Annotated in this window: 25 protein-coding genes; 11 read left to right on the top strand and 14 right to left on the bottom strand. The window is 64.1% G+C overall.

Annotated elements, in window-relative coordinates:
• Positions 1-14 precede the first annotated feature (14 nt).
• From B6V74_RS13575 to B6V74_RS13610, 8 genes are all read right to left on the bottom strand, one after another.
• The gene (locus tag B6V74_RS13575) at positions 15-1,235 is read right to left on the bottom strand and encodes an AMP-binding protein (protein WP_088723095.1); all 1,221 of its coding nucleotides are present in this window, start codon (positions 1,233-1,235) and stop codon (positions 15-17) included.
• A gap of 89 nt (positions 1,236-1,324) precedes the next feature.
• Positions 1,325-2,149: an ABC transporter ATP-binding protein gene (locus B6V74_RS13580; RefSeq protein WP_075775417.1), complete on the bottom strand. Its 825-nt coding sequence runs from the start codon at positions 2,147-2,149 to the stop codon at positions 1,325-1,327.
• Between the two features lie 58 nt (positions 2,150-2,207).
• Complete coding sequence (locus B6V74_RS13585; protein ID WP_075775416.1) at positions 2,208-3,494, bottom strand: ABC transporter substrate-binding protein; 1,287 nt, start codon at positions 3,492-3,494, stop codon at positions 2,208-2,210.
• A gap of 73 nt (positions 3,495-3,567) precedes the next feature.
• Complete coding sequence (locus B6V74_RS13590) at positions 3,568-4,644, bottom strand: branched-chain amino acid ABC transporter permease (RefSeq protein WP_075775415.1); 1,077 nt, start codon at positions 4,642-4,644, stop codon at positions 3,568-3,570.
• Positions 4,645-4,684: 40 nt separating this feature from the next.
• Positions 4,685-4,867 (bottom strand): hypothetical protein, encoded by a 183-nt coding sequence (locus B6V74_RS13595; protein WP_075775414.1) that lies wholly within the window; start codon positions 4,865-4,867, stop codon positions 4,685-4,687.
• 148 nt (positions 4,868-5,015) lie between these two features.
• Positions 5,016-6,005, bottom strand: a complete 990-nt coding sequence (locus B6V74_RS13600) for a branched-chain amino acid ABC transporter permease (RefSeq protein ID WP_075775413.1) — start codon at positions 6,003-6,005, stop codon at positions 5,016-5,018.
• A gap of 38 nt (positions 6,006-6,043) precedes the next feature.
• The gene (locus B6V74_RS13605) at positions 6,044-6,865 is read right to left on the bottom strand and encodes an ABC transporter ATP-binding protein (RefSeq protein ID WP_088723096.1); all 822 of its coding nucleotides are present in this window, start codon (positions 6,863-6,865) and stop codon (positions 6,044-6,046) included.
• A complete protein-coding gene (locus B6V74_RS13610; protein ID WP_075775411.1) occupies positions 6,862-8,838 on the bottom strand; it encodes a long-chain fatty acid--CoA ligase in 1,977 nt (658 codons plus the stop codon). The genes B6V74_RS13605 and B6V74_RS13610 overlap by 4 nt, the downstream gene beginning before the upstream one ends.
• 211 nt (positions 8,839-9,049) lie before the next feature.
• Between B6V74_RS13610 and B6V74_RS13615 the strand changes: the two genes are divergently transcribed.
• The 3 genes from B6V74_RS13615 (at position 9,050) to B6V74_RS13625 (ending at position 12,011) form a co-directional block, all read left to right on the top strand.
• Complete coding sequence (locus B6V74_RS13615; RefSeq protein WP_088723097.1) at positions 9,050-10,954, top strand: PAS-domain containing protein; 1,905 nt, start codon at positions 9,050-9,052, stop codon at positions 10,952-10,954.
• Positions 10,951-11,661 carry a response regulator transcription factor gene (locus B6V74_RS13620; protein WP_075775409.1) on the top strand — a complete coding sequence of 237 codons (711 nt, stop codon included), beginning with the start codon at positions 10,951-10,953 and terminating at the stop codon, positions 11,659-11,661. The genes B6V74_RS13615 and B6V74_RS13620 overlap by 4 nt, the downstream gene beginning before the upstream one ends.
• A 104-nt stretch (positions 11,662-11,765) precedes the next feature.
• Positions 11,766-12,011, top strand: a complete 246-nt coding sequence (locus B6V74_RS13625) for a WGR domain-containing protein (RefSeq protein ID WP_075775408.1) — start codon at positions 11,766-11,768, stop codon at positions 12,009-12,011.
• 19 nt (positions 12,012-12,030) lie between these two features.
• On the opposite strand, the gene B6V74_RS13630 is transcribed toward B6V74_RS13625, so the two are convergent.
• The 4 genes from B6V74_RS13630 to folK form a co-directional block, all read right to left on the bottom strand.
• A complete protein-coding gene (locus B6V74_RS13630) occupies positions 12,031-12,702 on the bottom strand; it encodes a DUF2062 domain-containing protein (protein WP_075775407.1) in 672 nt (223 codons plus the stop codon).
• A 34-nt stretch (positions 12,703-12,736) separates the two neighbouring features.
• Complete coding sequence (locus tag B6V74_RS13635) at positions 12,737-14,869, bottom strand: bifunctional (p)ppGpp synthetase/guanosine-3',5'-bis(diphosphate) 3'-pyrophosphohydrolase (RefSeq protein ID WP_075775406.1); 2,133 nt, start codon at positions 14,867-14,869, stop codon at positions 12,737-12,739.
• Between the two features lie 27 nt (positions 14,870-14,896).
• Positions 14,897-15,253 (bottom strand): DNA-directed RNA polymerase subunit omega, encoded by a 357-nt coding sequence (gene rpoZ, locus B6V74_RS13640; protein WP_075775405.1) that lies wholly within the window; start codon positions 15,251-15,253, stop codon positions 14,897-14,899.
• Between the two features lie 98 nt (positions 15,254-15,351).
• Positions 15,352-15,912: a 2-amino-4-hydroxy-6-hydroxymethyldihydropteridine diphosphokinase gene (gene folK, locus B6V74_RS13645; RefSeq protein ID WP_088723098.1), complete on the bottom strand. Its 561-nt coding sequence runs from the start codon at positions 15,910-15,912 to the stop codon at positions 15,352-15,354.
• Positions 15,913-16,062: 150 nt separating this feature from the next.
• Here folK and B6V74_RS13650 point away from each other — a divergent pair, with 150 nt between their 5' ends.
• From B6V74_RS13650 to B6V74_RS13680, 7 genes are all read left to right on the top strand, one after another.
• Complete coding sequence (locus tag B6V74_RS13650; protein WP_075775403.1) at positions 16,063-16,626, top strand: NYN domain-containing protein; 564 nt, start codon at positions 16,063-16,065, stop codon at positions 16,624-16,626.
• A 111-nt stretch (positions 16,627-16,737) separates the two neighbouring features.
• Complete coding sequence (locus B6V74_RS13655; protein WP_088723099.1) at positions 16,738-17,184, top strand: YqaA family protein; 447 nt, start codon at positions 16,738-16,740, stop codon at positions 17,182-17,184.
• Positions 17,185-17,244: 60 nt separating this feature from the next.
• Complete coding sequence (ispH, locus tag B6V74_RS13660) at positions 17,245-18,192, top strand: 4-hydroxy-3-methylbut-2-enyl diphosphate reductase (RefSeq protein WP_088719805.1); 948 nt, start codon at positions 17,245-17,247, stop codon at positions 18,190-18,192.
• Entirely contained in the window at positions 18,192-18,620 is a 429-nt protein-coding gene (locus B6V74_RS13665) for a DUF3429 domain-containing protein (protein ID WP_240497109.1), read from the top strand. Before ispH ends, B6V74_RS13665 begins: the two co-directional genes overlap by 1 nt.
• A 4-nt stretch (positions 18,621-18,624) precedes the next feature.
• On the top strand, positions 18,625-19,230 hold the full coding sequence (locus B6V74_RS13670) for a glutathione S-transferase family protein (RefSeq protein WP_088723100.1): 606 nt from the start codon (positions 18,625-18,627) through the stop codon (positions 19,228-19,230).
• Positions 19,223-19,687 carry a ribonuclease HI gene (gene rnhA / locus B6V74_RS13675; protein WP_075775464.1) on the top strand — a complete coding sequence of 155 codons (465 nt, stop codon included), beginning with the start codon at positions 19,223-19,225 and terminating at the stop codon, positions 19,685-19,687. The genes B6V74_RS13670 and rnhA overlap by 8 nt, the downstream gene beginning before the upstream one ends.
• On the top strand, positions 19,684-20,340 hold the full coding sequence (locus B6V74_RS13680; RefSeq protein ID WP_075775399.1) for a trimeric intracellular cation channel family protein: 657 nt from the start codon (positions 19,684-19,686) through the stop codon (positions 20,338-20,340). The genes rnhA and B6V74_RS13680 overlap by 4 nt, the downstream gene beginning before the upstream one ends.
• Positions 20,341-20,350: 10 nt before the next feature.
• Here B6V74_RS13680 and B6V74_RS13685 read toward each other — a convergent pair whose 3' ends face one another.
• The gene (locus B6V74_RS13685; RefSeq protein WP_088723101.1) at positions 20,351-21,067 is read right to left on the bottom strand and encodes an LrgB family protein; all 717 of its coding nucleotides are present in this window, start codon (positions 21,065-21,067) and stop codon (positions 20,351-20,353) included.
• Positions 21,060-21,416 (bottom strand): CidA/LrgA family protein, encoded by a 357-nt coding sequence (locus B6V74_RS13690; protein ID WP_088719809.1) that lies wholly within the window; start codon positions 21,414-21,416, stop codon positions 21,060-21,062. Before B6V74_RS13690 ends, B6V74_RS13685 begins: the two co-directional genes overlap by 8 nt.
• A 261-nt stretch (positions 21,417-21,677) precedes the next feature.
• On the opposite strand from B6V74_RS13690, the gene smc reads away from it, so the two are divergent.
• Positions 21,678-25,136 (top strand): chromosome segregation protein SMC, encoded by a 3,459-nt coding sequence (gene smc / locus B6V74_RS13695; protein WP_088723102.1) that lies wholly within the window; start codon positions 21,678-21,680, stop codon positions 25,134-25,136.
• Positions 25,137-25,258: the final 122 nt, after the last annotated feature.

The raw sequence follows: 25,258 nt of genomic DNA on the forward strand, positions 1-25,258 counted from the left end.
CGCGGCTGGGTTCCTCAGTCGTAGCTGCGCTGGTCGTCGATGACCTTACCATCATTCGGAAGCGACCCCGGCGCCACCAGTTCGATCACGCCTTTCATCTTGAGCGCCGCGCGCACGCCGCCGTCGAAACGCGTCGGGTCGTCGGCCTCGGTTTCGATCTGCACGGTCATCACGTCCATCTCGCCGTCGCGCGTGGCGATGACGCGGGCCTTCTGCACCTCTGCATGGGCGGAGACGAAGCTCGCCACCTGTTCGGGGCGTACGAACATGCCCTTGATCTTGGTGGTCTGATCGGCGCGGCCCATCCAGCCCTTGATACGCATGTTGGTGCGCCCACAGGGGCTGACGCCTTCCATCACCGCCGAGAGATCGCCGGTGGCGAAGCGGATCAGCGGGTAGTCGGGATTGAGCGTGGTCACGACGACCTCGCCGACCTCGCCGGGGGCCACCGGATCGCCGGTGCCGGGGCGGACGATCTCGACGATCACGCCTTCGTCCACGATCATCCCCTCCATCGCGGCGCTCTCATAGGCGATGTTGCCCAGATCGGCGGTGGCGTAACATTGCAGGCAGGAGATCCCGCGGTCGGCATAGCTCTGGCGCAGGCTCGGGAAGAGTGCGCCGCCCGACACGGTGGCCTTGGTGATTTTCAGAGCCTCGCCCATCTCTTCGGCTTTCTCGAGGATGATGCGAAGGTAATCGGGCGTGCCCGCGTAAACCGTCGAGCCGATATCGGCGGCGGCGCGGACCTGCAGCTCCGTCTGGCCGGTGCCTGCGGGCAGGACGGCGGCGCCGACCGTGCGCGCGGCATTTTCGAACATCATCCCCGCCGGGGTGAGGTGGTAACCAAAGCAGTTCTGCACGATATCGCCCGGACCGACGCCTGCGGCATGGACGAAGCGCCCGAGCCGCCACCAATTGTAACTGACATCGCCGGGCTCGTAGATCGGACCGGGCGACTGGAAGATATGGGCGAAGGCATGTGCGGGTTTCATGACCAGCCCGCCGAAGGGTGGCGCGCCTTTCTGCGCAGAGCCGAGGTCGGACTTGCGTAGCACCGGCAGCCTCGCGAGCGCCTCGCGCGATGTGACAGCTCTCGGGTCGACGCCTTGCAGATGCGCCGCGATCCCCGGAGCTGTCATCGCCGCGCCGATCAGAGCCGGCAGGCACTCCGCCAGAGAGGCCTCACGCGCGTCGGCGCTGCGGGTTTCCAATTCGTCGAAATGTTCGCGCATCTCTCGACCCTTTCCGTTCAGCGGACAGACCGCCCCTGTGCCGCGCCGAAAATGCTGCGCAGCAATTTAATTGAATCAGTAGGTTAGCGTCACGCCAGCCAGCGTTTCCGGCGGCGATAGCTGCGCACGTCGCGGAAGCTCTTGCGGCCTTCGTCGGACATGCCGAGGTAGAATTCCTTCACGTCCGGGTTCTCGCGCAATTCCTTCGCGGGACCGTCCATCACGATGCGGCCGCTCTCCAGAATGTAGCCGTAATGCGCATAGCGGAGCGCGACGTTGGTGTTCTGCTCGGCCAGAAGGAATGTGACGCCTTCGTTCTCGTTGACCGATTTCACGATCTCGAAGATCTGCTCCACCAGCTGCGGCGCGAGACCCATCGAAGGTTCGTCCAGCAGGATCGTCTCGGGGCGGCTCATCAGCGCGCGGCCCATCGCGACCATCTGCTGCTCCCCGCCCGAGGTATAGCCCGCCTGCGATTTGCGGCGCTCCTTGAGGCGCGGGAAATAGGTGTAGACCATTTCCAGATCGTCCTGGATCGCGGCGCGCCCGTCCTTGCGAGTATAGGCACCGGTCAGCAGGTTTTCCTCGACGGTCAGGTGTTCGAAACAATGCCGCCCCTCCATCACCTGGATCACGCCCTTGCGGACCAGATCGGCGGGGGAGCCGTCCTGCACCCGTTCGCCGCGATAGGTGATCGAGCCTTTGGTCACCTCGCCGCGCTCGGATTTGAGCAGGTTGGAGATCGCCTTCAGCGTCGTCGTCTTGCCCGCGCCGTTACCGCCAAGAAGCGCGGTGATCCCGCCCTTGGGCACGCTCAGGCTGACCCCTTTGAGCACGAGGATGACGTGATTGTAGATCACCTCGATATTGTTGACCTCGAGCAGGGTCGTGTCGGATTTCGAAGCGTCGAGCATGGTTCTCTCCGGGACGTTGGGGTGGCCCCCGGCGGCGCGCGCCGGAGGCCGTTTTCGATCAGTTACACTGGTTGGTGATGCCGTTTTCCGAAGCGAAGGCTGCGGAATCTTCTTCGATCAGCGGGTTGAGCACGTCCTTGTCGGATTCGATCCAGTCGGAGGCTTCGTTCCACTTCTTCGCAGCGGCATCCCACTGGAAGACCTTGGCGGAGCCGGGGCCCCCGTGGTTCTCGCAGCTCGCCTTGATCGGCTGGGCGAAGTTCGGCAGGCCGAGCTCTTCCAGACGGGCTTCGGTGAGGTCGAGGTTCTCGAAACCGTCGCGCACTTCGGCGGCGTTGACGTTCGACTTGCCGGTCATTTCCTGCGCCTTGCGGATCGCTTCCGAAATGATCATCGCCGCGTACATGCCGCGCGAGTAGAGCATCGTGCCGACCTCATCGCCCGCACCCGAGGCCTTGCCGGCATCGACGACATATTTCTTCAGGTCGTCATAGACCGGGTAGTCCATGCCGGTGCCGTGGAACGAGAGCGCCTTGTAGCCCGAGGCCTTGTCGCCTGCCGGAGCCACGTCGTTCTCAGAGCCCGACCACCAGACGCCGATGAAGTGATCCATCGGGAAGCGGATGTTGACGGCTTCCTGGATGGCGACCTGGTTCATGACGCCCCAGCCCCACATCAGGACATAGTCGGGCTTGTCACGACGGATCTGCAGCCACTGCGACTTCTGCTCCTGACCGGGATGGTCCACGGGCAGGGTCGACAGCTCGAAACCGTGCTTCTTGGACAGCTCTTCGAGCGTGCGGATCGGCTCCTTGCCGTAGGCAGAGTTGTGGTAGACCAGCGCGATTTTCTTGCCTTTGATGTCGCCACCTTCCTGATCAATGATGTGTTTGATCGCGACCGAGGCGCCATCCCAGTAGTTGGCCGGGAAGTTGAAGACCCACTTGAACACCTTGCCGTTCGCGGCCGAAGTGCGGCCGTAGCCCGGGGTGTAGAGCGTGATGCCGTCAGCGGTGACTTTCGGGATCAGCTGATAGGTGATGCCGGTCGAGAGTGGGTTATAGGCCAGCGCGCCTTCGCCCTTGGTGGACTCATAGCATTCCACGCCCTTCTCGGTGTTGTAGGCGGTTTCGCATTCGGGCGTCTTGACCATCTCACCGCCAATGCCGCCGTCACGCTCGTTGAGCAGGGTGAAATAGTCGTTGAAGCCGTCGGCGTAGGGGATGCCGTTCGCGGCATAGGGCCCGGTGCGATAGCTGAGGTTCGGCACCACCAGTTCGGCGAAAGCCGGGGCCGTGGTCAGCGTCATCGCCGCCGCGACCAATGCGGTTAGGGTCTTCTTCATTCGGTTCTCCTCCCAGAATGTTCGAGTTTTGCGCCGGGCGTTTCCCGGTTCTTTGTGTTGGGCGGCCCGGCCCTCAGTGCGGGAAGGGCCAAAGCCGGAGTTTCTCTTTCGCGACGCGCCAGAGCTGTGCGAGGCCGTGCGGTTCCGCGATCAGGAAGGCCACGATCAGCCCGCCCACGATCATCAGCTCGATATGGGCGGCGAGATCCGTGGGCCAACCGAAGGTGCCGACGAGCACGTTCTTGAGGAAGACCGGCAGCAGCACGAGGAAGGCAGCACCCGCAAACGAGCCGAAGATCGAGCCCAGACCGCCGATGATCACCATGAAAAGGATCAGGAAGGACTTCTGGATGCCGAAGGCTTCGCCCACTTCCGCCGCGCCAAGGTAGACCGCGAAGAACAGAGCACCCGCGATGCCGATGAAGAAGGAACTGACCGCGAAGGCCGACAGCTTCGTCGTCAGCGGGTTCACCCCGATGATCTCGGCGGCGATATCCATGTCACGGATCGCCATCCATTTTCGCCCCACGGTGCCACGCGTCAGGTTGCGCGCGACCAGCGCCACCAGCGTCAGCATCACGAGGCAGAACATGTATTTCGCCATCGCCGAGGTCTGCGCGCCTGTCACGAAGACGCCGAACACGGTGCGCTCGGGCGCGTTGATCTGACCCGAGGCCGAGTAATTGTAGAACCACGGCACCTTGTTGAAGAGCCAGACGAGGAAGAACTGCGCCGCCAACGTCGCCACCGCGAGGTAGAAGCCCTTGATGCGTAGGCTCGGCAGGCCGAAGATCACGCCCACGGCGGCGGTGATGAACCCCGCGATGATCACGTGGAAGAAGATGTTGATGTCCGGGAAGGCCGTCATCAGCTTGTAGACGGAATAGGCACCCACCGCCATGAAGCCGCCGGTGCCAAGGCTGACCTGCCCGGCATAGCCCACGAGGATGTTCAGCCCGATCGCCGCGATGGCGTAGATCAGGAAGGGCACCGCGACCGCGTTCGCCCAGTAGTCGTTGATGAACAGTGGCACGATCCCGAAAGCGACCACCAGCACCGCGTAATAGCGCAGCCGGTCGAACTTGATCGGGAAGGTCTGGCTGTCCTCCCGGTAGGATGTCTTGAAATCACCTGCTTCGCGGTAAAACATCAGCCTCTCCCTTTCGCCAGGGAGAGCGCGTCGTCCCCCGTCAGCAGTCGCCGCGCCGAATCCTCACCCAGGCCCAGAGCCCGGCACCCGCCCCCAGGGCGGCCAGCACGATATTCAGTGTTTGCAAGGTGGTCGGTTCTTCCGGCGGCGCGGCCAGCGCGATCCATCCGAACGCGAGCGCAGCTCCCCAGCCAATCGTGAACACGGTTGCGCAGGTCTTCATCGGTAACGGTCCTCCCAATGATCGTCACATCAGCGCGACGACACTGGGCTCCCCTCCCGTTGACGCCACGATATGCGGCAGCTTGTCGCACCCCTGCGATGCGATCAAGATTTTTCTCACCTTGCCGTGACAGCATCGTGATCATCGGTCAGACCCTCTCGATGATCTTCTCGCCGAACAGACCCTGCGGCCGGAACACGAGGAAGACGAGCGCGAGGACATAAGCGAACCAGTTCTCGGTCGCGCCGCCAAGGAAGGGCGCCCCGATCAGCAGTTCGAACAGTTTCTCGCCCACACCGATGATCAGACCGCCGACGATGGCGCCGGGGATCGAGGTGAAGCCGCCCAGCATCAGCACCGGCAGCGCCTTGAGCGCAATCAGCGAAAGCGAAAACTGCACGCCCGATTTCGACCCCCACATGATGCCCGCGACCAGCGCCACGAAGCCCGCGATGGACCAGACGAGGATCCAGATGAAGCGCAGCGAGATCCCGACCGAAAGCGCGGCCTGGTGATCGTCTGCCACGGCACGCAACGCCCGGCCCTGCTTGGAGTATTGCGAGAACACGGTCAGCGCGGCCACCAGCAGCACCGCGACGATGGCCGCGACGATATCGAGATTGTCGATGAAGAAGCCGTAGCCGAACATGTTGTAGGTGACGGTGTCGATGGTCTCGTTGATGCCCTGCGGCAGCCCCACATCGAGCGTCTTGATGTCCGAGCCCCACATCACGTCCCCGAAGCCTTCGAGGAAATAGGCCATCCCGATTGTCGCCATGAAGAGGATGATCGGCGCCTGGTTGACCAGATGCTTGAGCACCAGCTTTTCGATGATGATCGCGAGGATCACCATCACGCCCGCCGCAAGCAGTATCGCGACGATCGCCGGAATCTCCCACGGAAAGTTCGTGTAGTGATTGCCCGTCATCGCGTTGATGAGATGGGCGAAGGGCACCTGACCCTTCTGGATGCCGACCAGCGTCAGCGCCGCGAAGAGTGCGAGCACGCCCTGCGCATAGTTGAAGATGCCGGAAGCTTTGAAGATCAGCACGAAGCCCAGAGCCACGAGCGCGTAGAGCACCCCGGCCATCAGGCCGTTCAGCGTAACCTCGGCGGCGTAGAGAACGATATCAGGCATGACGCGCCTCCGATGTCTGAATTGCGAAGCGGATGGTCTCAGTCATGGGCCACCCCCAGATAGGCGTCGATCACGTCTTGATTGTTGCGCACCTCGTCGGGCGAGCCGTCACCGATCTTCTTGCCGTAATCCATCACGACCACGCGGTCGGAGAGATCCATCACGACGCCCATATCGTGTTCGATCAGGACGATGGTGGTGCCGAATTCGTCGTTCACGTCGAGGATGAAGCGGCTCATGTCCTCTTTCTCTTCGACGTTCATCCCGGCCATCGGCTCGTCGAGCAGCAGGATCTTCGGCTCCGCGGCAAGCGCGCGCGCCAGTTCCACCCGCTTCTTCAGGCCGTAAGGCAGACGCCCCACCGGCGTTTTCCGGATATTCTGGATCTCGAGGAAGTCGATGATCTTCTCGACCTTCTCGCGGTTCTCGTGTTCCTCGGCGGCGGCACCGGTCCACCACCAACCTGCCTGCGCCACGAGACCCTTCTTCATATGGGTCAGCCGACCGGTCATGATGTTGTCGAGCACCGACATGCCGTCGAACAGCGCGATGTTCTGGAAGGTGCGTGCGATACCGAGACGCGCGACCTGATAGGGCTTCATCGGGCCGCGCTTGACGCCCTTGTAGAACACCTCGCCCTCGGTCGGGATATAGAAGCCCGAGATGACGTTCAGCATCGAGGATTTCCCCGCGCCGTTCGGACCGATGATCGCGCGGATTTCGCCCTCGCGGATGTCGAAGGAGATATCCTTGATCGCCACCACCCCGCCGAAGCGCAGCGTGATGTTCTTCATCTCCATGATGACCCCGCCGATCTGGCGGCCGTCGGCGGTGACGTATCCGTCTTGCATGTCTTTCATTCCGCCGCCTCCGCCATCTGTTTCGGGGCCACGACCTTCGCGTCGGCGATCTTCAGCGTCGCCTTGATCGAGCCCTTGCGCCCGTCCTCGTAGGTCACTTCCGTTTCGGTGTAGATCTCGTCGCGCCCGTCATAGAGCGCCGCGATCAGGTCGGCGAATTTCTCGCCGATCACGTTGCGGCGCACCTTGCGGGTCCGGGTCATCTCGCCGTCATCGGCGTCGAGTTCCTTGTGCAGGATCAGGAAGCGATGGACCTGACAGCCCGAGAGCATCGGGTCTTCGGCGATGCTTTCATTCACCTCTTCGACGTGTTCGCGGATCATCTCGTAGACGCGCGGGTGGCCCGCAAGCTCCTGGTAGGAGGCGTAGGAGATGTTGTTGCGTTCGGCCCAGTTGCCGACCGCGGTGAGGTCGATATTGATGAAGGCCGTGCAGCGATCGCGCCCTGCGCCGAACACCACCGCCTCGAGGATCGAGGGGTAGAACTTCAGCTTGTTCTCGACATATTTCGGCGCGAACAGGCGACCGTCGGCCATCTTGCCCACATCCTTGGCGCGGTCGATGATCCGCAGATGCCCGGTATCTTCCTCGAAGAAGCCCGCATCGCCCGTCGCGACCCAGCCTTCCGGATCCTTGGTCGAGGCCGTACTTTCCGGGTTCTTGTAATACTCCACGAAGGTGCCGGGGCTGCGATAGAAAACCTCGCCATTGTCGGCGATCTTCACCTCGACGCCCGGCGACGGCACGCCCACCGTATCGGCGCGGACTTCGCCATCGGGCTGCTGGGTGATGAAGACCGACGCCTCGGTCTGGCCGTAGAGCTGCTTCAGGTTGATCCCGAGCGAGCGGTAGAAGGAGAAGATCTCCGGCCCGATCGCCTCGCCCGCCGTGTAACCTACGCGAATGCGCGAGAAGCCCAGCGTGTTCTTGAGCGGGCCATAGACGAAGAAATTGCCCAGCGCATAGGACATCCGCTTGCCGAAGCTGACGGGCTTGCCGTCGAGAATGTCGGGGCCGACATCGCGCGCGACCTTCATGTAATGGTCGAACAGCTTCTTCTTCAGCTTGCCCGCATCTTCCATGCGGATCATCACCGAGGTCAGTTGGTTCTCGAAGACCCGCGGCGGCGCGAAGAAATAGGTCGGCCCGATCTCACGCAGGTCGATCATCATCGTCTCGGGGCTTTCCGGGCAGTTCACGGTGAAGCCCGACCAATAGGCCTGCCCGATCGAGAAGATGAAATCGCCCACCCATGCCATCGGCAGGTAGGCCAGAACCTCGTCATTATGGTTCAGGTGATCGAATTCCGAGGACGCCTTCGCAGTCTCGATGATGTTGCGGTTCGACAGGACCACGCCCTTCGGCTTGCCCGTCGTGCCCGAGGTGTAGAGCATCACGCAGGTGCTGTCATAGGTCAGCTCGGCGATGCGCTTGTCGAGCTCGGCCTCGTAGCGCGAATGGCCCGCGCGGCCTTCGGCCTGCACATCCTCCAGCGCGTTCATCCGCGAGTGGTCGTATTTCCGCATGCCGCGTTTGTCGGTGTAGGTGACATGGGTGATTGCATGGATGCGGTCCTCGATCTCGACGATCTTGTCGACCTGCTCCTGATCGCCGCAGACGACGAAGCGCGCGCCGCAATGCTCCATCACATAGGCCATCTCTTCGGCCGCCGCGTCCTGATAGAGCGGCACCGGAATCGCGCCGCACATCTGCGCCGCGACCATCGACCAGTAATGCATGGGGCGGTTGCGCCCGATGATGGCGACATGATCGCCCCGCTCCACGCCGAGGCTCAGGAAACCCAGCGCCATGGCGCGGATTTCCTCGGCCGCTTCGGCCCAGCTCCAGCTCTGCCAGATCCCGAATTCCTTTTCGCGATAGGCGGGGTAGCCACCGTATCGGGCCACGTTCCGCGCCAATAGCGCAGGAATCGATTGGGCAGAGTCCTGCCCCTTCGCGACTGCGTCAGCCAAATTTTCCTCCCTCGCGCCGGTATGTCCGGCGTCCCTCGACCGCTCTGGGCGCTCCTCCGCGCACAGTTCGGCATGGCTCGACAGTCTCTGTCAAAGTTTTCGTGATCTTTTCGTGATTGTAACGAATCCTTACGACTTCGCTGCGCAGCGAAACGCGCTTTGCCGCGCCGTCCGCCGGTGGTAGCAAAAGCCAAGGAGCGGGAGGGGCAAGGTGAGCGAAACAAGCCGCGAGCGGCTGACACAGGCGGGGCTGAACCTCATCGGACAGGCGCTGTCGATCTTCGACAGCGATCTGCGGCTGGCCGTGTCGAACCGGCAATACCAGCTCATGTTCGACCTGCCCGATGCGCTGACCCGACCCGGCACCACCTTCGAGGATACGATTCGCTTCCTCGTGACGCGGGGCGAATACGGCGAGGTGGATGATATCGAGGCCGCCGTCCGCGAACGGGTCGAGACCGCGCGCGCCTTCGAGGCCCATTACATGGAGCGGCAACGCGCGAATGGGCGCACGATCTCGGTCGAGGGCGCGCCTCTGCCCGAAGGCGGCTGGGTCACGGTCTATACCGATATCACGCCGGTGAAGCGGCAGGAGGCACTGTTGCGCGCGCGATCCGAAGAGTTGTCGGGTCAGCTCCTCGACCATGCCGAGGCGCTCGCGGCGGCGAACCGCGAACTCGCCGCGACCAACATGGCGCTGGAGGAAACCTCGCGCCAACTGGCCATCACCGAGGCCCGCACCCGGCAGGTGACCGAGATGATGCCTGCCCATATCGCGCGGGTCGATCGCGACCTGATCTACACCTATTCCAACCGGCGTCTGTCAACCGTGATGCCCGGCTCGCTCGCCAATGCGGTCGGCCACCATGCGAGCGAGGCGCTCGGCCCCGAGACCTATCGCAAGATCACCCCCTGCTTTCGCCGCGCGCTTGCCGGCGAGGCGAGCGTGGTCGAGATCACCCATGACCCGTCGGGCCGCCGCATCCGCGTGGCGCTGACCCCCGATCTCGCCGGCGAGGACAAGGTAACCGGGATCTATATCCTCTCCACCGATGTCACGCACGAAGCGCAGGTCCGCGCGGCGCTGGCGCAAACGGCGAAGCGCGAATTGGCCGCGCAGCTGTCCTCGGGGCTGGCGCATGATTTCGCCAATCTGCTGACGATCATCCTCGGGTTGCAGGGGCGGCTCGAACGGATGGAGGGGCTGCCTGCGGAGGCGCAGGAGGCGATCCGCGCGACCCTTGGCGCGGCGCGGCGCGGCGGCACGCTTCTCGACCGGATCGCCGCGATCTCGGGCCCGCGCGAGCTGCGCCCGCAGGCGGTGGTGCTGGACGATCTCTTCGACGATCTCGCCGCGATGGCGGGGCCGACGCTGCACGATCCGGTGACGCTCGACTTCGCCAATAACGGTCTGAGCGACCCGATCCTGCTCGATCCCGGGCCGCTGCAGGACAGCCTTCTGAACCTGATCCTGAACGCCAATCACGCAATGCGGGCGAAGGGCGGCACGATCAGTATCGAGGCCCGCGCAGTGCGCGACACCTGGGTCGAGATCACCGTCACCGATCAGGGCGGAGGCTTCTCGGACGAGGCGCTCGAACACGCGCTCGACCCGTTCTTCACGACGAAGGGCAAGGAGGGCTCCGGGCTCGGCCTGTCGATGGTCTATGACCAGACCAAGCTCGCGGGCGGCACGCTGCGGCTGGAGAACACCGAGGACGGAGCGCGCGTAACGATGCGGCTACCGCTGAAAGCCGCCGCCCGGCAAGCCGACCCGATGATGGTTCTGCTGGTCGAGGATGACGAGGACATCCGCGCCAGCACCCGAGACATGCTCCGCGCCCTCGACCATACGGTCGTAGAGGCGGGTACGATCGCCGAGGCCGAGGCGCTTCTGAACCTGCCCGACATTGAACTGGTCCTGTCAGATATCCAGCTGCCCGGACCGCGCAGCGGGGTGGATCTTGCCCGCAGTATCGGCGATCAGGTTCCAATGATCCTGATGACCTCGCTGCCACCGGGCGATGCGCTGCGCGCGCAGGCCCCCTGCCCGGTCCTTCAGAAACCCTTTACCGCCGCGCAGCTTGCGGCGTTGCTTGCGGGAGTGCCTCGATGAGTGCCGACCACCCCCTTGTCGCGATCCTCGACGACGAGCCCGAAATTCGCCGGATGCTCTCCGATGCGCTCGAAGAGGCCGGGTTTCGCACGACCTGCTATGCCCGCGCGACCGAGTTCGAAGTTGGGCTGAAGCGCTCTTCGCCGGATGTCTGCCTCGTCGATCTGGGGCTACCCGATCGCGACGGGCTGGCACTGGTGCATCGGCTGGCGCTGGAATCCGGCGCTGCGATCATCATCATCTCGGGCCGCGCGCAGGTGCAGGACCGGGTGACTGGGCTGGAGCTTGGCGCGGATGATTACATCATCAAGCCCTTCGATCCCGCCGAGGTCGTGGCGCGCATCCGCGCCCGCCTGCGCAAGGGGCGTAGCGAAAGTCCCGCGCAGGCGCAAACCGCCCGTTTCGCAGGCTGGACCGCGCATTTCGACCGCTACCTCCTCGTCGCGGAAGATGGGGCCGAAACCTCATTCTCCCATGCCGAGGGGGAGGTGCTGCGGCTGTTTCTCGAAAGCCCGAACCGGCTGATCACCCGCGCGCAGATGCAGGAAAGCTTGGGCGGCGCGGCGGGCGAGAGCTTCGACCGGGCGATGGATGTGCGGATCTCTCGGCTGCGTACGAAGCTTCGCGAAGATCCAAAAAACCCACGCCTTATCAAAACGATATACGGCGCTGGGTACATCTTCCTGGGCGAAGTCCGCTGGAGCTGAGGACATAGCCCGCGCTGCGGGCAGCAAGGCATTAACCTCTTTTTGCTGGCCAAAACCGCTCCGCTCTGATTCACTTCACGAAATCGGGATACAGGGGCACTGCCATGCTCAATCTCCTTCTACACACGCCGACATCGCGACGGTTCTATCGCGTGGAAGTCTCCGACAACCTGTTCGGGGAATATACCGTGCTGCGCGAATGGGGGCTGCAAGGTCAGACCGGTGCCTCCTGCCTGCGCTGGTTCTCCAACCTGCGCGAAGCGGTCCATGCCGCCGAGCGGTTTCGCCGCCGGGCGCAACGGCGCGGCTACGCGCTGAGCGCGGCGGACGCAGGCGGCACGCAAAGCTGACGCGGCGAGCCGGATCGGTTCAATCCTCGGACTTCTCGGCCTTCGCCGCCGCCCTTTCCTCGCGCTTGATCTTCGCCCGCATCTTCTCGAGCCGCGCCTTGAGCCGACTACGCCGCCGGTTCTGATAGGCGGTGATGATCGGCAAGGACACGTAGTAGCAGATGGTCGCCGAGATCACGCCGGGAACGATTCCGCCGATCAAGTAGGGTAGCCAGACGTCGGTGAAGAACCGCTCCAAACCGCTCCATTCGGCATGTTCGGGGGTGAACATCGCCCAGAAGTTATGCAGCAGATCGTGGCTCGCTGCCTGAAAGGTCTGCAGCAGGCTTTCGGGCTCTCCGCCGTGATCGAGCCGGTCGCCCAGGATCTTGTGCCCAAGCTTCGTCGAGAAGACAGCGATGATCGGGAAGGTGACCGGATTGCCGAAGAAGGTGGCGAGGATCGCCGCGAGGATATTGCCGCGCATGATCCAGGCCACGGCCGCCGCGCTAACGAAGTGAAATCCGAAGAGCGGCGTGAACGAGACCAAGACCCCGGCCCAGACGCCGCGGGCGATGCGATGCGGGCGGTCGGGCAGTCGGTTGACGCGGTGCTTGACGTATTGGAAAGCCCGGGACCAGCCCGAACGCGGCCAGATCGCCTCGCGCAGGTTGGCCAGAAGCCCCCTTTTTTCGCGCCGCCTGAAGACCACGCCGCCGTCCTTTCTCCCCCCTGCGCCGTGTGCGTCAGGGTTTGCGCGACAGGTTCCTGATCCGCTCCACCTGCGCCACGTCGCTCTCCGCCTCAAGGGCGGTAAGCAGGCGATGCATATGTTCCGCATCGCACAATTCGACCTCTACGAGCACCGAATAGAAATCCGGCTTGCGCTCCACGAAGTTGAGGTCCGAAATATTTGCCTTCTGCTGGCCGATCAAGGTGCAGATATGTCCCAGCACGCCCGCGTCGTTCGAGATCGTGACCTTGAGCGTCGCGGTATAGGCAGGCGGGTGTTGCCCGGTTTTCCAATGCAGATCGACCCACCGTTCGGGCTGATCCTCGAACTCTTCGAGCGCGGGGCAATCGATGGCATGGATCACCACGCCCTTACCGCGATAGGTGATGCCGACGATCCGCTCTCCCGGGAGCGGCTGGCAGCAATCGGCACGGCGGAAGCTTTGATCGGCGGCGAGCCCCAGAACGGCGCGGGTCGGCTCGATCTCGGCGCCTTCGCGGCGTTGCGCGAGTTCCGGGTAAAGCGCGTCCAACACGTCCGAGGCCGCCAGTTCCGCAGAGCCGAGCCGCGCGAGAACCTCGTCCTGATCGCCGATCCCCAGCGCCTTGCCGGCGGTGCGCAGCGCCTTGTCGGTCACGCGGCGGCCGACATGCTCAAACGCCACCCGTGCCAATTCCTGACCCAGCTTGATGAAGCGGTCGCGATCTTCCTCGCGCAGCGATTTGCGGATCGCCGCCTTGGCGCGCCCGGTCGCCACTATATCGAGCCAGGTCAACTGCGGACGCTGGCCCGAGGCGGTGATCACCTCGACCGACTGGCCGTTCTTCAAGCGCGTCCAGAGTGGAACGCGGATGCCGTCGACCTTGGCGCCGACGCAGCTATTGCCGATACGCGTGTGGATCGCATAGGCGAAATCGATCGGAGTGGCGCCTTTCGGCAGCTTCACCACATCGCCTTTTGGCGTGAAGCAGAAGACCTGATCGGAATACATCTCGAGTTTGACGTTCTCGAGAAACTCGTCGTGATCGCCATCGCCATCGGGGTCCGAGAACCGCTCGCTCAGCGAGGCCAACCATTTCGCCGGATCGACCGCGAAGGGGTTCTGGGCGCGCTCGCCATCGCGATAGGACCAATGCGCCGCGACGCCTGCCTCGGCGACTTCGTGCATCTGGCGGGTGCGGATCTGCACCTCGACGCGCTTGCCGTCGCGCCCCGACACCGTGGTGTGAATCGAGCGATAGCCGTTGGTCTTCGGCTGGCTGATATAATCCTTGAAGCGGGTCGGCACCGCACGCCAGCGGTGGTGGATCAGCCCGAGGACCCGGTAGCAGTCCATCTCGGTGCGGGTGATGACGCGGAAGCCGTAGATATCCGACAGGCGCGAGAAGGTGAGCTGCTTCTCCTCCATCTTGCGCCAGATCGAATAGGGCCGCTTCGCGCGACCGAACACGTCGGCGTCGATATCCTCGTCTTCGAGCAGCGCGCGGATGTCCGCGGTGATCTTCGGGATCACATCGCCGGTTTCCTTTTGCAGGCTGACGAAGCGCCGAATGATCGAGGTGCGCGCCTCGGGGTTGAGTACCTTGAAGGCGAGGTCTTCGAGTTCCTCGCGCATCCACTGCATACCCATCCGGCCTGCGAGCGGCGCGTAGATCTCCATCGTCTCGCGCGCTTTCTGAGCCTGCTTTTCTGGCCGCATCGAACGGATCGTCCGCATGTTGTGCAGGCGGTCGGCGAGCTTCACGAGGATCACCCGCAGGTCTTTCGACATCGCCATGAACAGCTTGCGGAAGTTTTCCGCCTGCTTCGAGGCCGCGTTCGAGAGTTGCAGGTTGGTCAGCTTGGTGACGCCGTCGACCAGCTCGGCGATCTGCTCGCCGAACATCCCGGCGACCTCGCCATAGGTCGAGCGCGTGTCTTCGATCGTGTCGTGCAGAAGGGCGGTGACGATGGTCGCATCATCCAGACGCTGTTCGGTCAGGATCGCCGCCACCGCGACGGGATGCGAAAAATAGGGCTCGCCCGAATGCCGGAACTGCCCTTCATGCATGTCCTTACCGTAGGCATAGGCCTTCCGGATCAGATCCGCATCGGTCTTGGGATTATAATTGCGGACGAGCGCGATCAGGTCTTCGACGTCGATCATTCGCGCTCGTTCCGGCCAATCAGTGGATTACTCGCGCCCTTGCGCGTCCATCAGCGCGCGCAGCATGCGCTCTTCGCTCATGTCGTCCTCGACGGCACGATCGGGGGATTCGCCACCCATGAGCATCGCCATCGAGTCCTCTTCGGGCTCGTCGACCTCGATCTGGGTCTGGTTGCTCTCGATGAGACGCTCACGCAGATCCTCGGCCGATTGGGTCTCCTCGGCGATTTCGCGCAGAGCGACGACGGGGTTTTTATCGTTGTCGCGCTCGACCGTGATGGGAGCGCCAGCAGCGATTTCGCGGGCACGATGCGAAGCGAGCATTACCAGCTCGAAGCGGTTCGGAACCTTGTCAACGCAATCTTCAACCGTCACGCGGGCCATGAATCTCTCCAGAAGAACTCGGATTGAGGGCCCTACTTAGGCTTTGCAGTGCGGAAACACAAGCGCCCATCCACCCCGCCCGCAGGGTTTTGCCCCCCTCATAGCGGAGAAATCGACGATTTTTCCGCTTCCGGAAGCGCTGCAAGCATCTCCATCACGCTTTGCCCCGTCACCGGATGGGGCCAGAGCGGCGCGATTTCGGCAAGGGGAATCAGCACGAAAGCCCTGTCCTGCAAGCGCGGATGCGGCAGGATCAGCTCGCTCGGGGCCTCGCGCTGCTGCGCGTCCTGCGCAAGATTCTGCCAGCGCAAGAAGGCGTCGCGATCCGGCAGAACCTGCTCCTCTGATGCAATCAGGTCAACATCGATGACCCGCGCGCTCCAGCGGCCTTCCCGCACGCGGCCAAATTCCTCTTCCAAGACATGGAGTTGCGCGAGGACATCGCGAGGTTGCAAATTGCATCGCATTTTGCAACAAGCGTTCACGAAGTCGGGACCGGCCCCAGCGGGAACGGCGGGCGTCGACCAGAAGCGGCTAATTGCCACCATGGAAAAACCCAGTTGCTCCAAGCGCTCCAAAGCGGCGCAGAGCGTTTCGCGAGGAGACCCATATTGGCTCGGTAAATTCGCCCCTAAAGCGACCAAATAGTTAGTGTCCATAAAGACAGATTCCGTTTCCCTCGCGAAATGCGATATGTCCTAGTTAAATCTGGTCGGCCCTCCCCGCCTGTGCAAGACTAAGATACGGTTAATCCTTTCCGTATCGGCACATGAGCGATCTGGTCCACCCCACCTGTGCAAGAGGACTGTATGTTCTACAAGGACGAACGACTCGCCCTGTTCATAGACGGATCTAATCTTTATGCGGCCGCCAAGGCGCTTGGCTTTGATATTGATTACAAGCTGTTGAGACAAGAATTCGAGCGCCGCGGCAAACTCGTGCGCGCGTTTTATTACACAGCCCTCCTGGAGAGCGAAGAATATTCGCCGATCCGTCCGCTAGTGGATTGGCTGAATTACAACGGCTTCGCGATGGTTACCAAGCCCGCGAAGGAATATACGGATTCCATGGGCCGCCGAAAGGTGAAGGGCAATATGGATATCGAGCTTGCCGTCGACGCGATGGAGCTCGCACCGCGCCTCGATCATATCGTGCTGTTCTCTGGCGATGGCGATTTCCGGCCGCTGGTCGAAAGCCTTCAGCGTCAGGGCTGCCGTGTCTCGGTCGTCTCGACGATCCGCTCGCAGCCGCCGATGATCGCCGACGAACTGCGTCGTCAGGCCGATAATTTCATCGAACTCGACGCGCTGCGCGAAGTTATCGGGCGCCCGCCGCGCGAGCCGCGCGAAGGCGAAGACGGCAGCGAGAGCTGATCCGGGGCCTGACGCGGGCCGTAATTCGTGATTGAAGGGGCGTGCGGATCACCTGCGCGCCCTTCGTCTTTTCCGGGATCGTTCTCCCGGCTGCTTTTCACGAAAGCCCTGATGCTCGAAAACGTCTCCCTGCTCGGCCTCTTCGTCTCGGCCCTTCTGGCCGCCACGCCGATCCCCTTCCAGTCGGAAGTGGTTTTCGTGGCGCTGCAGACCCTCGGCACCCAGAATATCTGGCTGATGATCCTCGTCGCCGCCGTGGGTAATACGATCGGCTCGCTCGTCACTTATGCGATCGGTCTCGGCGTGACCCGCTGGAAAGATCGCAAATGGTTTCCCGCGAACGAGACGCAGCTCGCGCGCGGCCACCGTTGGTTCGAGCGCTGGGGGATCGGGCTATTGCTGCTGAGCTGGGCGCCCGGAGGCGACCTGATCTGCCTCGTCGCGGGCATCCTGCGGATGTCGATGTGGCTGTTCCTGCCGCTGGTCTTCATCGCGAAAGCGGGACGCTACGCGGTGCTGGCATGGCTGACGGCACAGGCCATCGGGCTTGCAAGCTGATCGCCTCTGGACGCGACGCTGGTGGAGCTTTACGTCTGAACCCGAACAAAGGAGCGCGCGATGAAACCCTCCCTGACACTCTATCTCGCAGCCCCGCGCGGCTTTTGCGCGGGCGTCGACCGGGCGATCAAGATCGTCGAGATGGCCCTCGAGAAATGGGGCGCCCCGGTCTATGTGCGCCACGAGATCGTGCATAACAAATACGTCGTCGACAGCCTGCGCGACCAAGGCGCCGTCTTTGTCGAAGAGCTCGACGAATGCCCCGACGACCGACCGGTGATCTTCTCGGCCCACGGCGTGCCGAAATCGGTGCCCGCCGAGGCTTCGCGGCGCGAGATGATCTATGTTGACGCGACCTGCCCGCTGGTGAGCAAGGTCCACAAGGAAGCCGAGCGGCACTCGAACGAGGGGCTGCAGATGGTCATGATCGGCCATGCCGGCCATCCGGAAGTTCTCGGCACGATGGGGCAACTGCCTGAAGGCGAGGTGCTACTGGTCGAAACGGTCGAAGACGTGGCCAAGATCACACCGCGCGATCCCGACCAACTGGCTTTCATCACCCAGACCACGCTTTCGGTCGATGACACGGCAGCAATCGTCGAGGCCCTGCAGGACCGCTTCCCGAAGATCGTCGGCCCCGCCAAGGAAGACATCTGCTATGCCACCACGAACCGTCAGGCGGCGGTGAAGGCGATGGCCGATCAGATCGACGCGCTGCTGGTGATCGGCGCGCCGAACTCGTCCAACTCGCGGCGTCTCGTCGAGGTCGGCAAGGCTTCGGGCTGCGCCTATTCGCAACTCGTGCAACGCGCCGAGGATATCGACTGGCGCGCGCTGGAAGGCGTGAAGACGGTCGGCGTGACCGCAGGCGCGTCAGCACCGGAAGTGCTGATCGACGAGGTGATCGACGCTTTCCGCCAACGCTTTGACCTGACGGTCGACCAGATCGAAACCGCCCGCGAGGACATCGAGTTCAAGGTGCCGCGCGTATTGCGGGAAGCCTCGTGATGCGCGGTATGGGTCCGAAAATCCCCGGCGGCGCGCTGATCCTCGGCCTTGCCGGGCTGATCCCGTTCCTTTGGGGCGTGCTGGTGGTGCAGACCGGGCAATTCGCCTTCGTCGCCGATCCGCGTGTAGCCGTGCTCGCCTATGGCCTGATGATCTTCTGCTTCATGGCAGGCAGCCTCTGGGGCTTCGCGGCGCGTGCGGAATGGGAGACCGGCTATTTCCTCGCCGTCGCTCCGGTCATCTTCTTCATCGCCTTCGTGGCGCTCGGGATGCCGGTGAATTTCGTGCTGATCCTGGGCTTCCTCGCGCTCTTGCCGCTCGACTGGCTGTTCCAGAAATTCGGCCACACACCGCGCTGGTGGCTCAAACTGCGGATCGGCCTGACGGCAGTCGTCGTCGCCTGCCTGATCGCGATCGTAAGGACGTAACGAGATGAAGCTTTATTCGATGCCCTCCTCAGGCAACAGCTACAAGGTGCGTCTGCTGATGGCGCTGCTGGGCGAGAGCTATGACCGGGTCGATGTGGAATATGACAGCGACGCATTGGCTCAGGCGCATGAAAGCGGGGCCCTTCCCTTCGGCAAAGCACCCACGCTCCAACTCGATGACGGGCGGGTGCTGGGCGAATCCAACGCGATCCTGACCTATCTCGGCGAAGGTTCGCGCTTCGTGCCGGAGGATCGTTTCGCCCGGGCGCAGATGCTGTCCTGGATGTTCTGGGAGCAGAACCAGCACGAGGGCGTCATCGCCGTGCGCGCCGCGATCCTCTGCTATCCGCATCGCGCCCATGAGCGAACGCAGGAGACGCTCGACGCGCTGGAAGTGCGCGGCCACGTCCTTTTGGGCATCATGGAGCAGCGGCTGGAGCAGGCGGATTGGCTTGCAGGCGACGCGATGAGCCTCGCCGATATCTGCCTCTACGCCTATACCCACACCGCCGACACGCGCGGCGGCTATGATCTCGAGCCCTTCCCGGCGCTGCGCCGCTGGCTCGACCGGATCGCTAAGCTCGACGGCTATGTGGGTCTCGATGGCTAAGCTTTACGCATGGACGGATGGCGCGTGCAGCGGCAATCCCGGCCCCGGCGGCTGGGGCGTCTTGATGCGCGCGATGGACGGCGAAGCGGTCGTCAAGGAGCGCGAGCTCAAGGGAGGCGAGGCCGAGACCACCAATAACCGGATGGAGCTTCTGGCCGCGATCAACGCGCTGGAGGCCCTGACCCGCGACACCGCGATCACGATCACCACAGACTCCGCCTACGTGAAGAACGGCGTGACCGGCTGGATCCACGGCTGGAAGCGCAACGGCTGGAAGACTGCGGCGAAGAAACCGGTGAAGAACGTCGATCTCTGGCAGCGGCTCGACGAGGCGCAGCGCCGCCATCGCGTGACCTGGGAATGGATCAAGGGCCATGCGGGCCACCCGGAGAACGAGCGCGCCGATGAATTGGCCCGCGCCGGGATGGAGCCCTTCAAACCGGCCAAGCAAAAATGACCGCCCTACCCGCATGGCTGGGAGATTTTCCCGTGGGTGCGGCGCTGGATTACGCTTCGGTGCTGGTCTTCGCACTGACCGGGGCGCTGGTCGCCTCGCGCCAGCAGCTCGACCTCGTGGGCTTCATCTTCGTTGCCGCGCTGACTGCTATCGGCGGCGGCACCCTGCGCGACCTGCTTCTCGGCCGTGACCCGGTCTTCTGGGTCGGCGATCCCACCTATGTGCTTATCGCGGCGGGGGCGGCGGTGGTCGTGTTCTTCACCGCGCATCTTCTGGAAAGCCGCTATCGTGCACTGCTGTGGCTGGATGCCTGCGCATTGGCGGTGGCGGTACCGGCGGGCGTGGCGATCACGATGCGGCTGGAGCATGGCCCGGTCATCGTGCTAATCATGGGCATCGCCACCGGCACCTTCGGGGGCCTGATGCGCGACGTGGTTTGCAACGAGGTGCCGCTGGTCCTCAAACAGGGCGAGCTTTACCTGTCCTGCGCCTTCGCAGGGGCGGCGAGCGCGCTGGTCGCGACGGCGCTCGGAGCGGATACGCTGCTGGCGCTGCTGATCTGCGGCGGCGTGACCTTTGCGCTGCGCGCCGGATCGCTGCGCTTCGGCTGGAAGCTCCCGGTCTATAAGGCCCGCCCGCCGCGCCAATACTGACGGAAGTCGATTAACCGAAGTAACTCAGCACCACCGGCGCGAGGAAGGCGGTCAGCACCGCGTTCAGCCCCATGCCGATGGACGCAAAGGCGCCCGCAGTCTCATGTACCTGAAAGGCACGCGCCGTGCCGATCCCGTGGGCCGCGACGCCCACCGCGAAGCCCCGCGCCCGCCAGTCGCGAAAGCCCATTAGGTTGAGCATCGGCGTCACCGTAATCGCCCCGATCATCCCGGTCAGGATCACCAACGCCGCCGTCAGCGACGGCTCCCCGCCCAAGCTTTGCGAAATCCCGATAGCCACCGGGGCCGTCACCGATTTCGGCGCGAGCGAGGCGAGCAACTCAGGCCCCGCCCCCATCGCCTTCGCAATCGCCAGAACCGAGACGATGGCCGTGACCGACCCCGCCACCAGCCCCGCTGCGATCGGCAGCAGGGCGCGCTTCACCTTGGGCAGGTTCGCATGCAGCGGCACCGCCAGGCAGACCGTCGCCGGGCCCAGCATGAAATGCACGAATTGCGCCCCGTCGAAATAGCGCTGATAGGGCGTGCCGGTCATCAGGAGCACCGCGCCGAGGATCACCACCGCGATCATCACCGGATTGGCGAAGGGGTTGCGGTTCACGCTTTTGAAGATCGCATCCCCGATCCAATAGGCGATTAGCGTCGCCCAGAGCCACAGCAGCGGTTCGGAGGAAAGATAGGACCAGAGCTTGAACGGATCAGTCATCCACATCGCTCCGCGTCAGCTTCGCCACCGCGACGAAAACCGCCGCACCGACCACGATCGCCAGCATGGTCGACACCACCAGCGCCACCGCCAGCCCCACCCCATGCTCGCGCAGCGCGCCGAGATGCGCGACGATCCCCACGCCCGCCGGCACGAAGAGAAGCGACAGGTGCTGCAACACGAACTGGGCCGTGGGGCGCACGATCTGCTGCACCTTGCCCGAGACGCTCATCACGATCAGCAGGAAGATCATCCCCAGAACCGGGCCGGGAAGCGGTAGCTGCAAGGCGCGGGACAGGATCTCGCCGGCGAGTTGGCAGGCGAGGATCAGGGACAGGGCTGGGATCATCGGTCGGCTCCTTGGGTCGCTTTCGATGCTAAGCCTGCCCGCACAAAAGGAAAAGACGGACTATTCAAGAGCTTCAGGCGAAACACGCTTCTCCCGGCTTCGAGGATCCGGAGCGCAAATTGCGCGAAACACCGGCGAGAATACGCCAATATCTTGTGGATAATGCCGCCATCATCTCCAGATGAAGTGTCTTCCCATTGACTCGCAGGCCTGCTCTACGGACACTTCTCAGTACTCATTCAGATTCGGAAAGTTCGGCAATTGCGCTTCTCTCGGCTACGTCTCAATGGTTTCAAGAGCTTCGTGGACCCCACGGATCTCGTGATCCATGACGGGCTGACCGGCGTCGTCGGGCCCAATGGCTGCGGCAAGTCGAACCTCCTGGAAGCGCTGCGCTGGGTGATGGGCGAGAACCGCCCCTCGGCGATGCGCGGCGGCGGGATGGAAGACGTGATCTTCGCGGGTGCCTCGTCGCGGGGCGCGCGCAATTTCGCGGAAGTCGCGCTGCAGATCGACAATACCGAGCGGCTCGCGCCCTCTGGGTTCAACGACAGCGACGGGCTGGAGATCGTGCGCCGGATCACCCGCGATGCGGGCTCGGCCTACAAGGTGAACTCCAAGGACGTGCGGGCCCGAGACGTTCAGATGCTGTTCGCGGACGCCTCGACCGGCGCGCATTCGCCCGCACTCGTGCGGCAGGGCCAGATTTCCGAGCTGATCAACGCCAAGCCGAAGAACCGTCGCCGCATCCTCGAGGAAGCGGCCGGGATTTCCGGGCTCTATCAGCGCCGCCACGAGGCGGAGCTGAAGCTGAACGGCGCCGAGCAGAATCTGACGCGCGTCGATGACGTGATCGAGCAACTCGCCTCGCAGCTGGCTACCCTCGCCCGGCAGGCCCGCCAGGCCGCGCGCTACCGCACCATCGGCGAAGAGCTGCGCCGCGCCGAGGGGATGCTGCTGTATCGTCGTTGGCGCGAAGCCGATCTGGCCCGCACGACCGCCGAAGAGGCGCATCGCGAGAAGGTCACCGGGGCCGCGCAAGCCGAGAGAGCCTCCCGCGAGACGGCGAAAGCCCGGCAGGGCAAGGAAGACGCATTGCCGCCGCTGCGCGAGGAAGAAGCCATCGCAGGCGCAATCCTGCAACGCCTCACCGTACAGCGCGACGCGCTCTCGGATCAGGAAGATCAGGCGATTGCGCGGATCGAGACGCTGAAGGCCCGGATCGACCAGCTCGTGCGCGACATGGAGCGTGAGGCGGGCCTCAATCGCGATGCGGGGGAGACGATCGGGCGGCTCGAATGGGAGCAGGCGCAGATCGCGAAAGCCTCCGAGGGGCATGAAGACAAGCTGGCCGCAGCGGTCGATGCCGCCCATGAGGCCGCGCAGATTCTGCAGGAGCGCGAGGCGCAACTGTCGGAACTGACCGAGGATGTCGCGCGGCTCGCGGCCCGCCACCAGTCGTCGCAGCGTCTGGTGACCGACAACCGCGCAACGGCCGAGAAATCCGAGGCCGCCGCCGCGCAGGCGAAGGAAGCTGCCGAGGCTGCTGCCGCCGCGCTTGCGAAGGCGAATGCGGAATTCGAGGCGGCCGAAGGCGCACAGACACAAGCGCAAGCTGCCGCCGAAGCTGCCGAAGAGTCGTTGGCCGCCGCCGATGACGCGCGCGCCGAGGCGCAGGGCCGCGAAAGCGCAGCCCGGGCAGCGCGCTCGGAGGCCGAGGGCGAAGCGGGGGCCTTGCGCGCCGAAGTCTCGGCACTGGCTCGTCTGGTCGAGCGCGAAGCCTCCAACGGTCAGCAAATTCTCGACCGTGTCCGGGTGGATCGTGGCTACGAGGCGGCCCTTGGTGCCGCCCTCGCCGATGACCTGCGCGCGCCGGAAGTCGGCGAGGATGACGCGACCGGCTGGCAAGCCCTCTCCGACTATCCCACGCCGCAACCCCTCCCCGCCGGGGTAGAGCCGCTCTCGGCCCATGTCGACGTGCCCGACGTGCTGGTCCGCCGGATTTCGCAGATTGGTCTGGTAGAGGATTATGACGAGGGCGCGCGGCTGCAGGATCAGCTGGCCCCCGGTCAGCGGCTGGTGTCGACCGAGGGCGACCTGTGGCGCTGGGACGGCTATCGCGCCGGCGCCGAGGATGCCCCGACCGCCGCCGCGCTGCGCCTGCAACAGCTCAACCGTCTGGTGGAATTGAAGCGCGATCTCGAAGAGGCCGAGGCGCGCGCTTCGGGCGCGAAATCCGCTCATGAGGCGCTGACCGCCGCGCTGGCCGAGGCCACACGCGCCGATGCCAGCGCCCGCGAGGCGCGCCGCGAGGCCGATCGCCGTCTGGCCGAGGCGGGCCGCGCGCTCAGCCGCGCCGAGGCCGATCGTTCCATCGCCAGCTCCAAGCTTGAAAGCGCACAGCTCGCCGTCGCACGCCACGAGGAAGAAGCTAGCAGCGCGCGGATGGCGCTGCGCGAGGCGGAGAATGCGCAATCCTCCCTGCCCGATCTGGACGCCGCGCGCGGCGACGTCGAGGCTGTGAAGATGACCGTCGAAGCGGCGCGGATGACGATGATGACCAAGCGCTCCGCCCATGACGAAATACGTCGCGAGGGCGAGGCGCGGCTGAAGCGTCGGCAGGAGATCACCAAGGAAATCTCCGGTTGGCGGCACCGGCTGGAGACCGCAGAGAAACGCTCCGCCGAGCTGGAAACCCGCAAGATCGAGAGCGAGGCGGAGTTGAAAGACGCCTCCGCCGCCCCTGAGGAATTGGCCGCGAAACGCGCCGAGCTGTCGGAAGCCATTGCCACCGCCGAAGCGCGTCAGGCCGAAGCGTCGGAAAAGCTGTCGGGCGCGGAAACCGCCCTGCGCGAGGCGCAGCTGGCTGAGCGCGAGGCCGAACGTCTGGCTGGCGAGGCGCGCGAAGCCCGCGCCCGCGCCGAGGCCCGCGTCGACGCGGCGCGCGAAACCGTCGCCTATGCCGCCGAACGCATCCTGGAAGAGACCGAGAAGTCGCCGCAGGATCTGCTGGAAAGCCTCGATACCGATCCCGAGAAGATGCCCGACGCGGAGAAGCTCGACGCGGAAGTGAACCGGCTCAAGCGACTGCGCGAGAGCCTCGGCGCAGTCAACCTGCGCGCCGAGGAAGATGCGCGCGAGGTACAGGAAGAGCATGACGCGCTGGTGCAGGAGAAATCCGATCTCGAAGAGGCGATCCGCAAGCTGCGCGCCGGGATTTCGGGACTCAACCGCGAAGGGCGCGAGCGTCTTCTGACCGCGTTCGAGCAGGTGAACGAGAACTTCCGCACGCTGTTCACCCACCTCTTCGGCGGTGGCTCTGCGAACCTGCAACTGGTCGAAAGCGACGACCCGCTGGAGGCCGGTCTCGAGATCATGTGCCAGCCGCCGGGCAAGAAGCTGTCCACGCTGTCGCTGTTGTCGGGCGGGGAGCAGACGCTGACCGCGATGGCGCTGATCTTCGCGGTCTTCATGACCAACCCCGCGCCGATCTGCGTGCTTGACGAGGTCGACGCGCCGCTAGACGACGCCAACGTTACGCGCTTCTGCGACCTGCTCGACGAGATGACGCGGCGCACCGATACGCGCTTTTTGATCATCACCCACCACGCAGTGACGATGGCGCGGATGGACCGGCTGTTCGGGGTGACGATGCAGGAGCAGGGCGTGAGCCAGCTCGTCTCGGTCGACCTGAAGAAGGCCGAGGCGCTGGTGGCGTAACAGCAAGGGGCTCCGCCCTCGTCGCCGTAGGGCGACAAAACTAAAGGGTGAAGGGGCTCCGCCCTGCGCTATCGCGCCCCGGGATATTTTCATCAAGAAGAAGAGAAGCGATTCCGCTTGCG

Origin of the sequence: Thioclava sp. F42-5, from assembly GCF_002213195.1 — a bacterium.
In the GTDB taxonomy this organism is placed as follows: Bacteria; Pseudomonadota; Alphaproteobacteria; order Rhodobacterales; family Rhodobacteraceae; genus Thioclava; species Thioclava nitratireducens.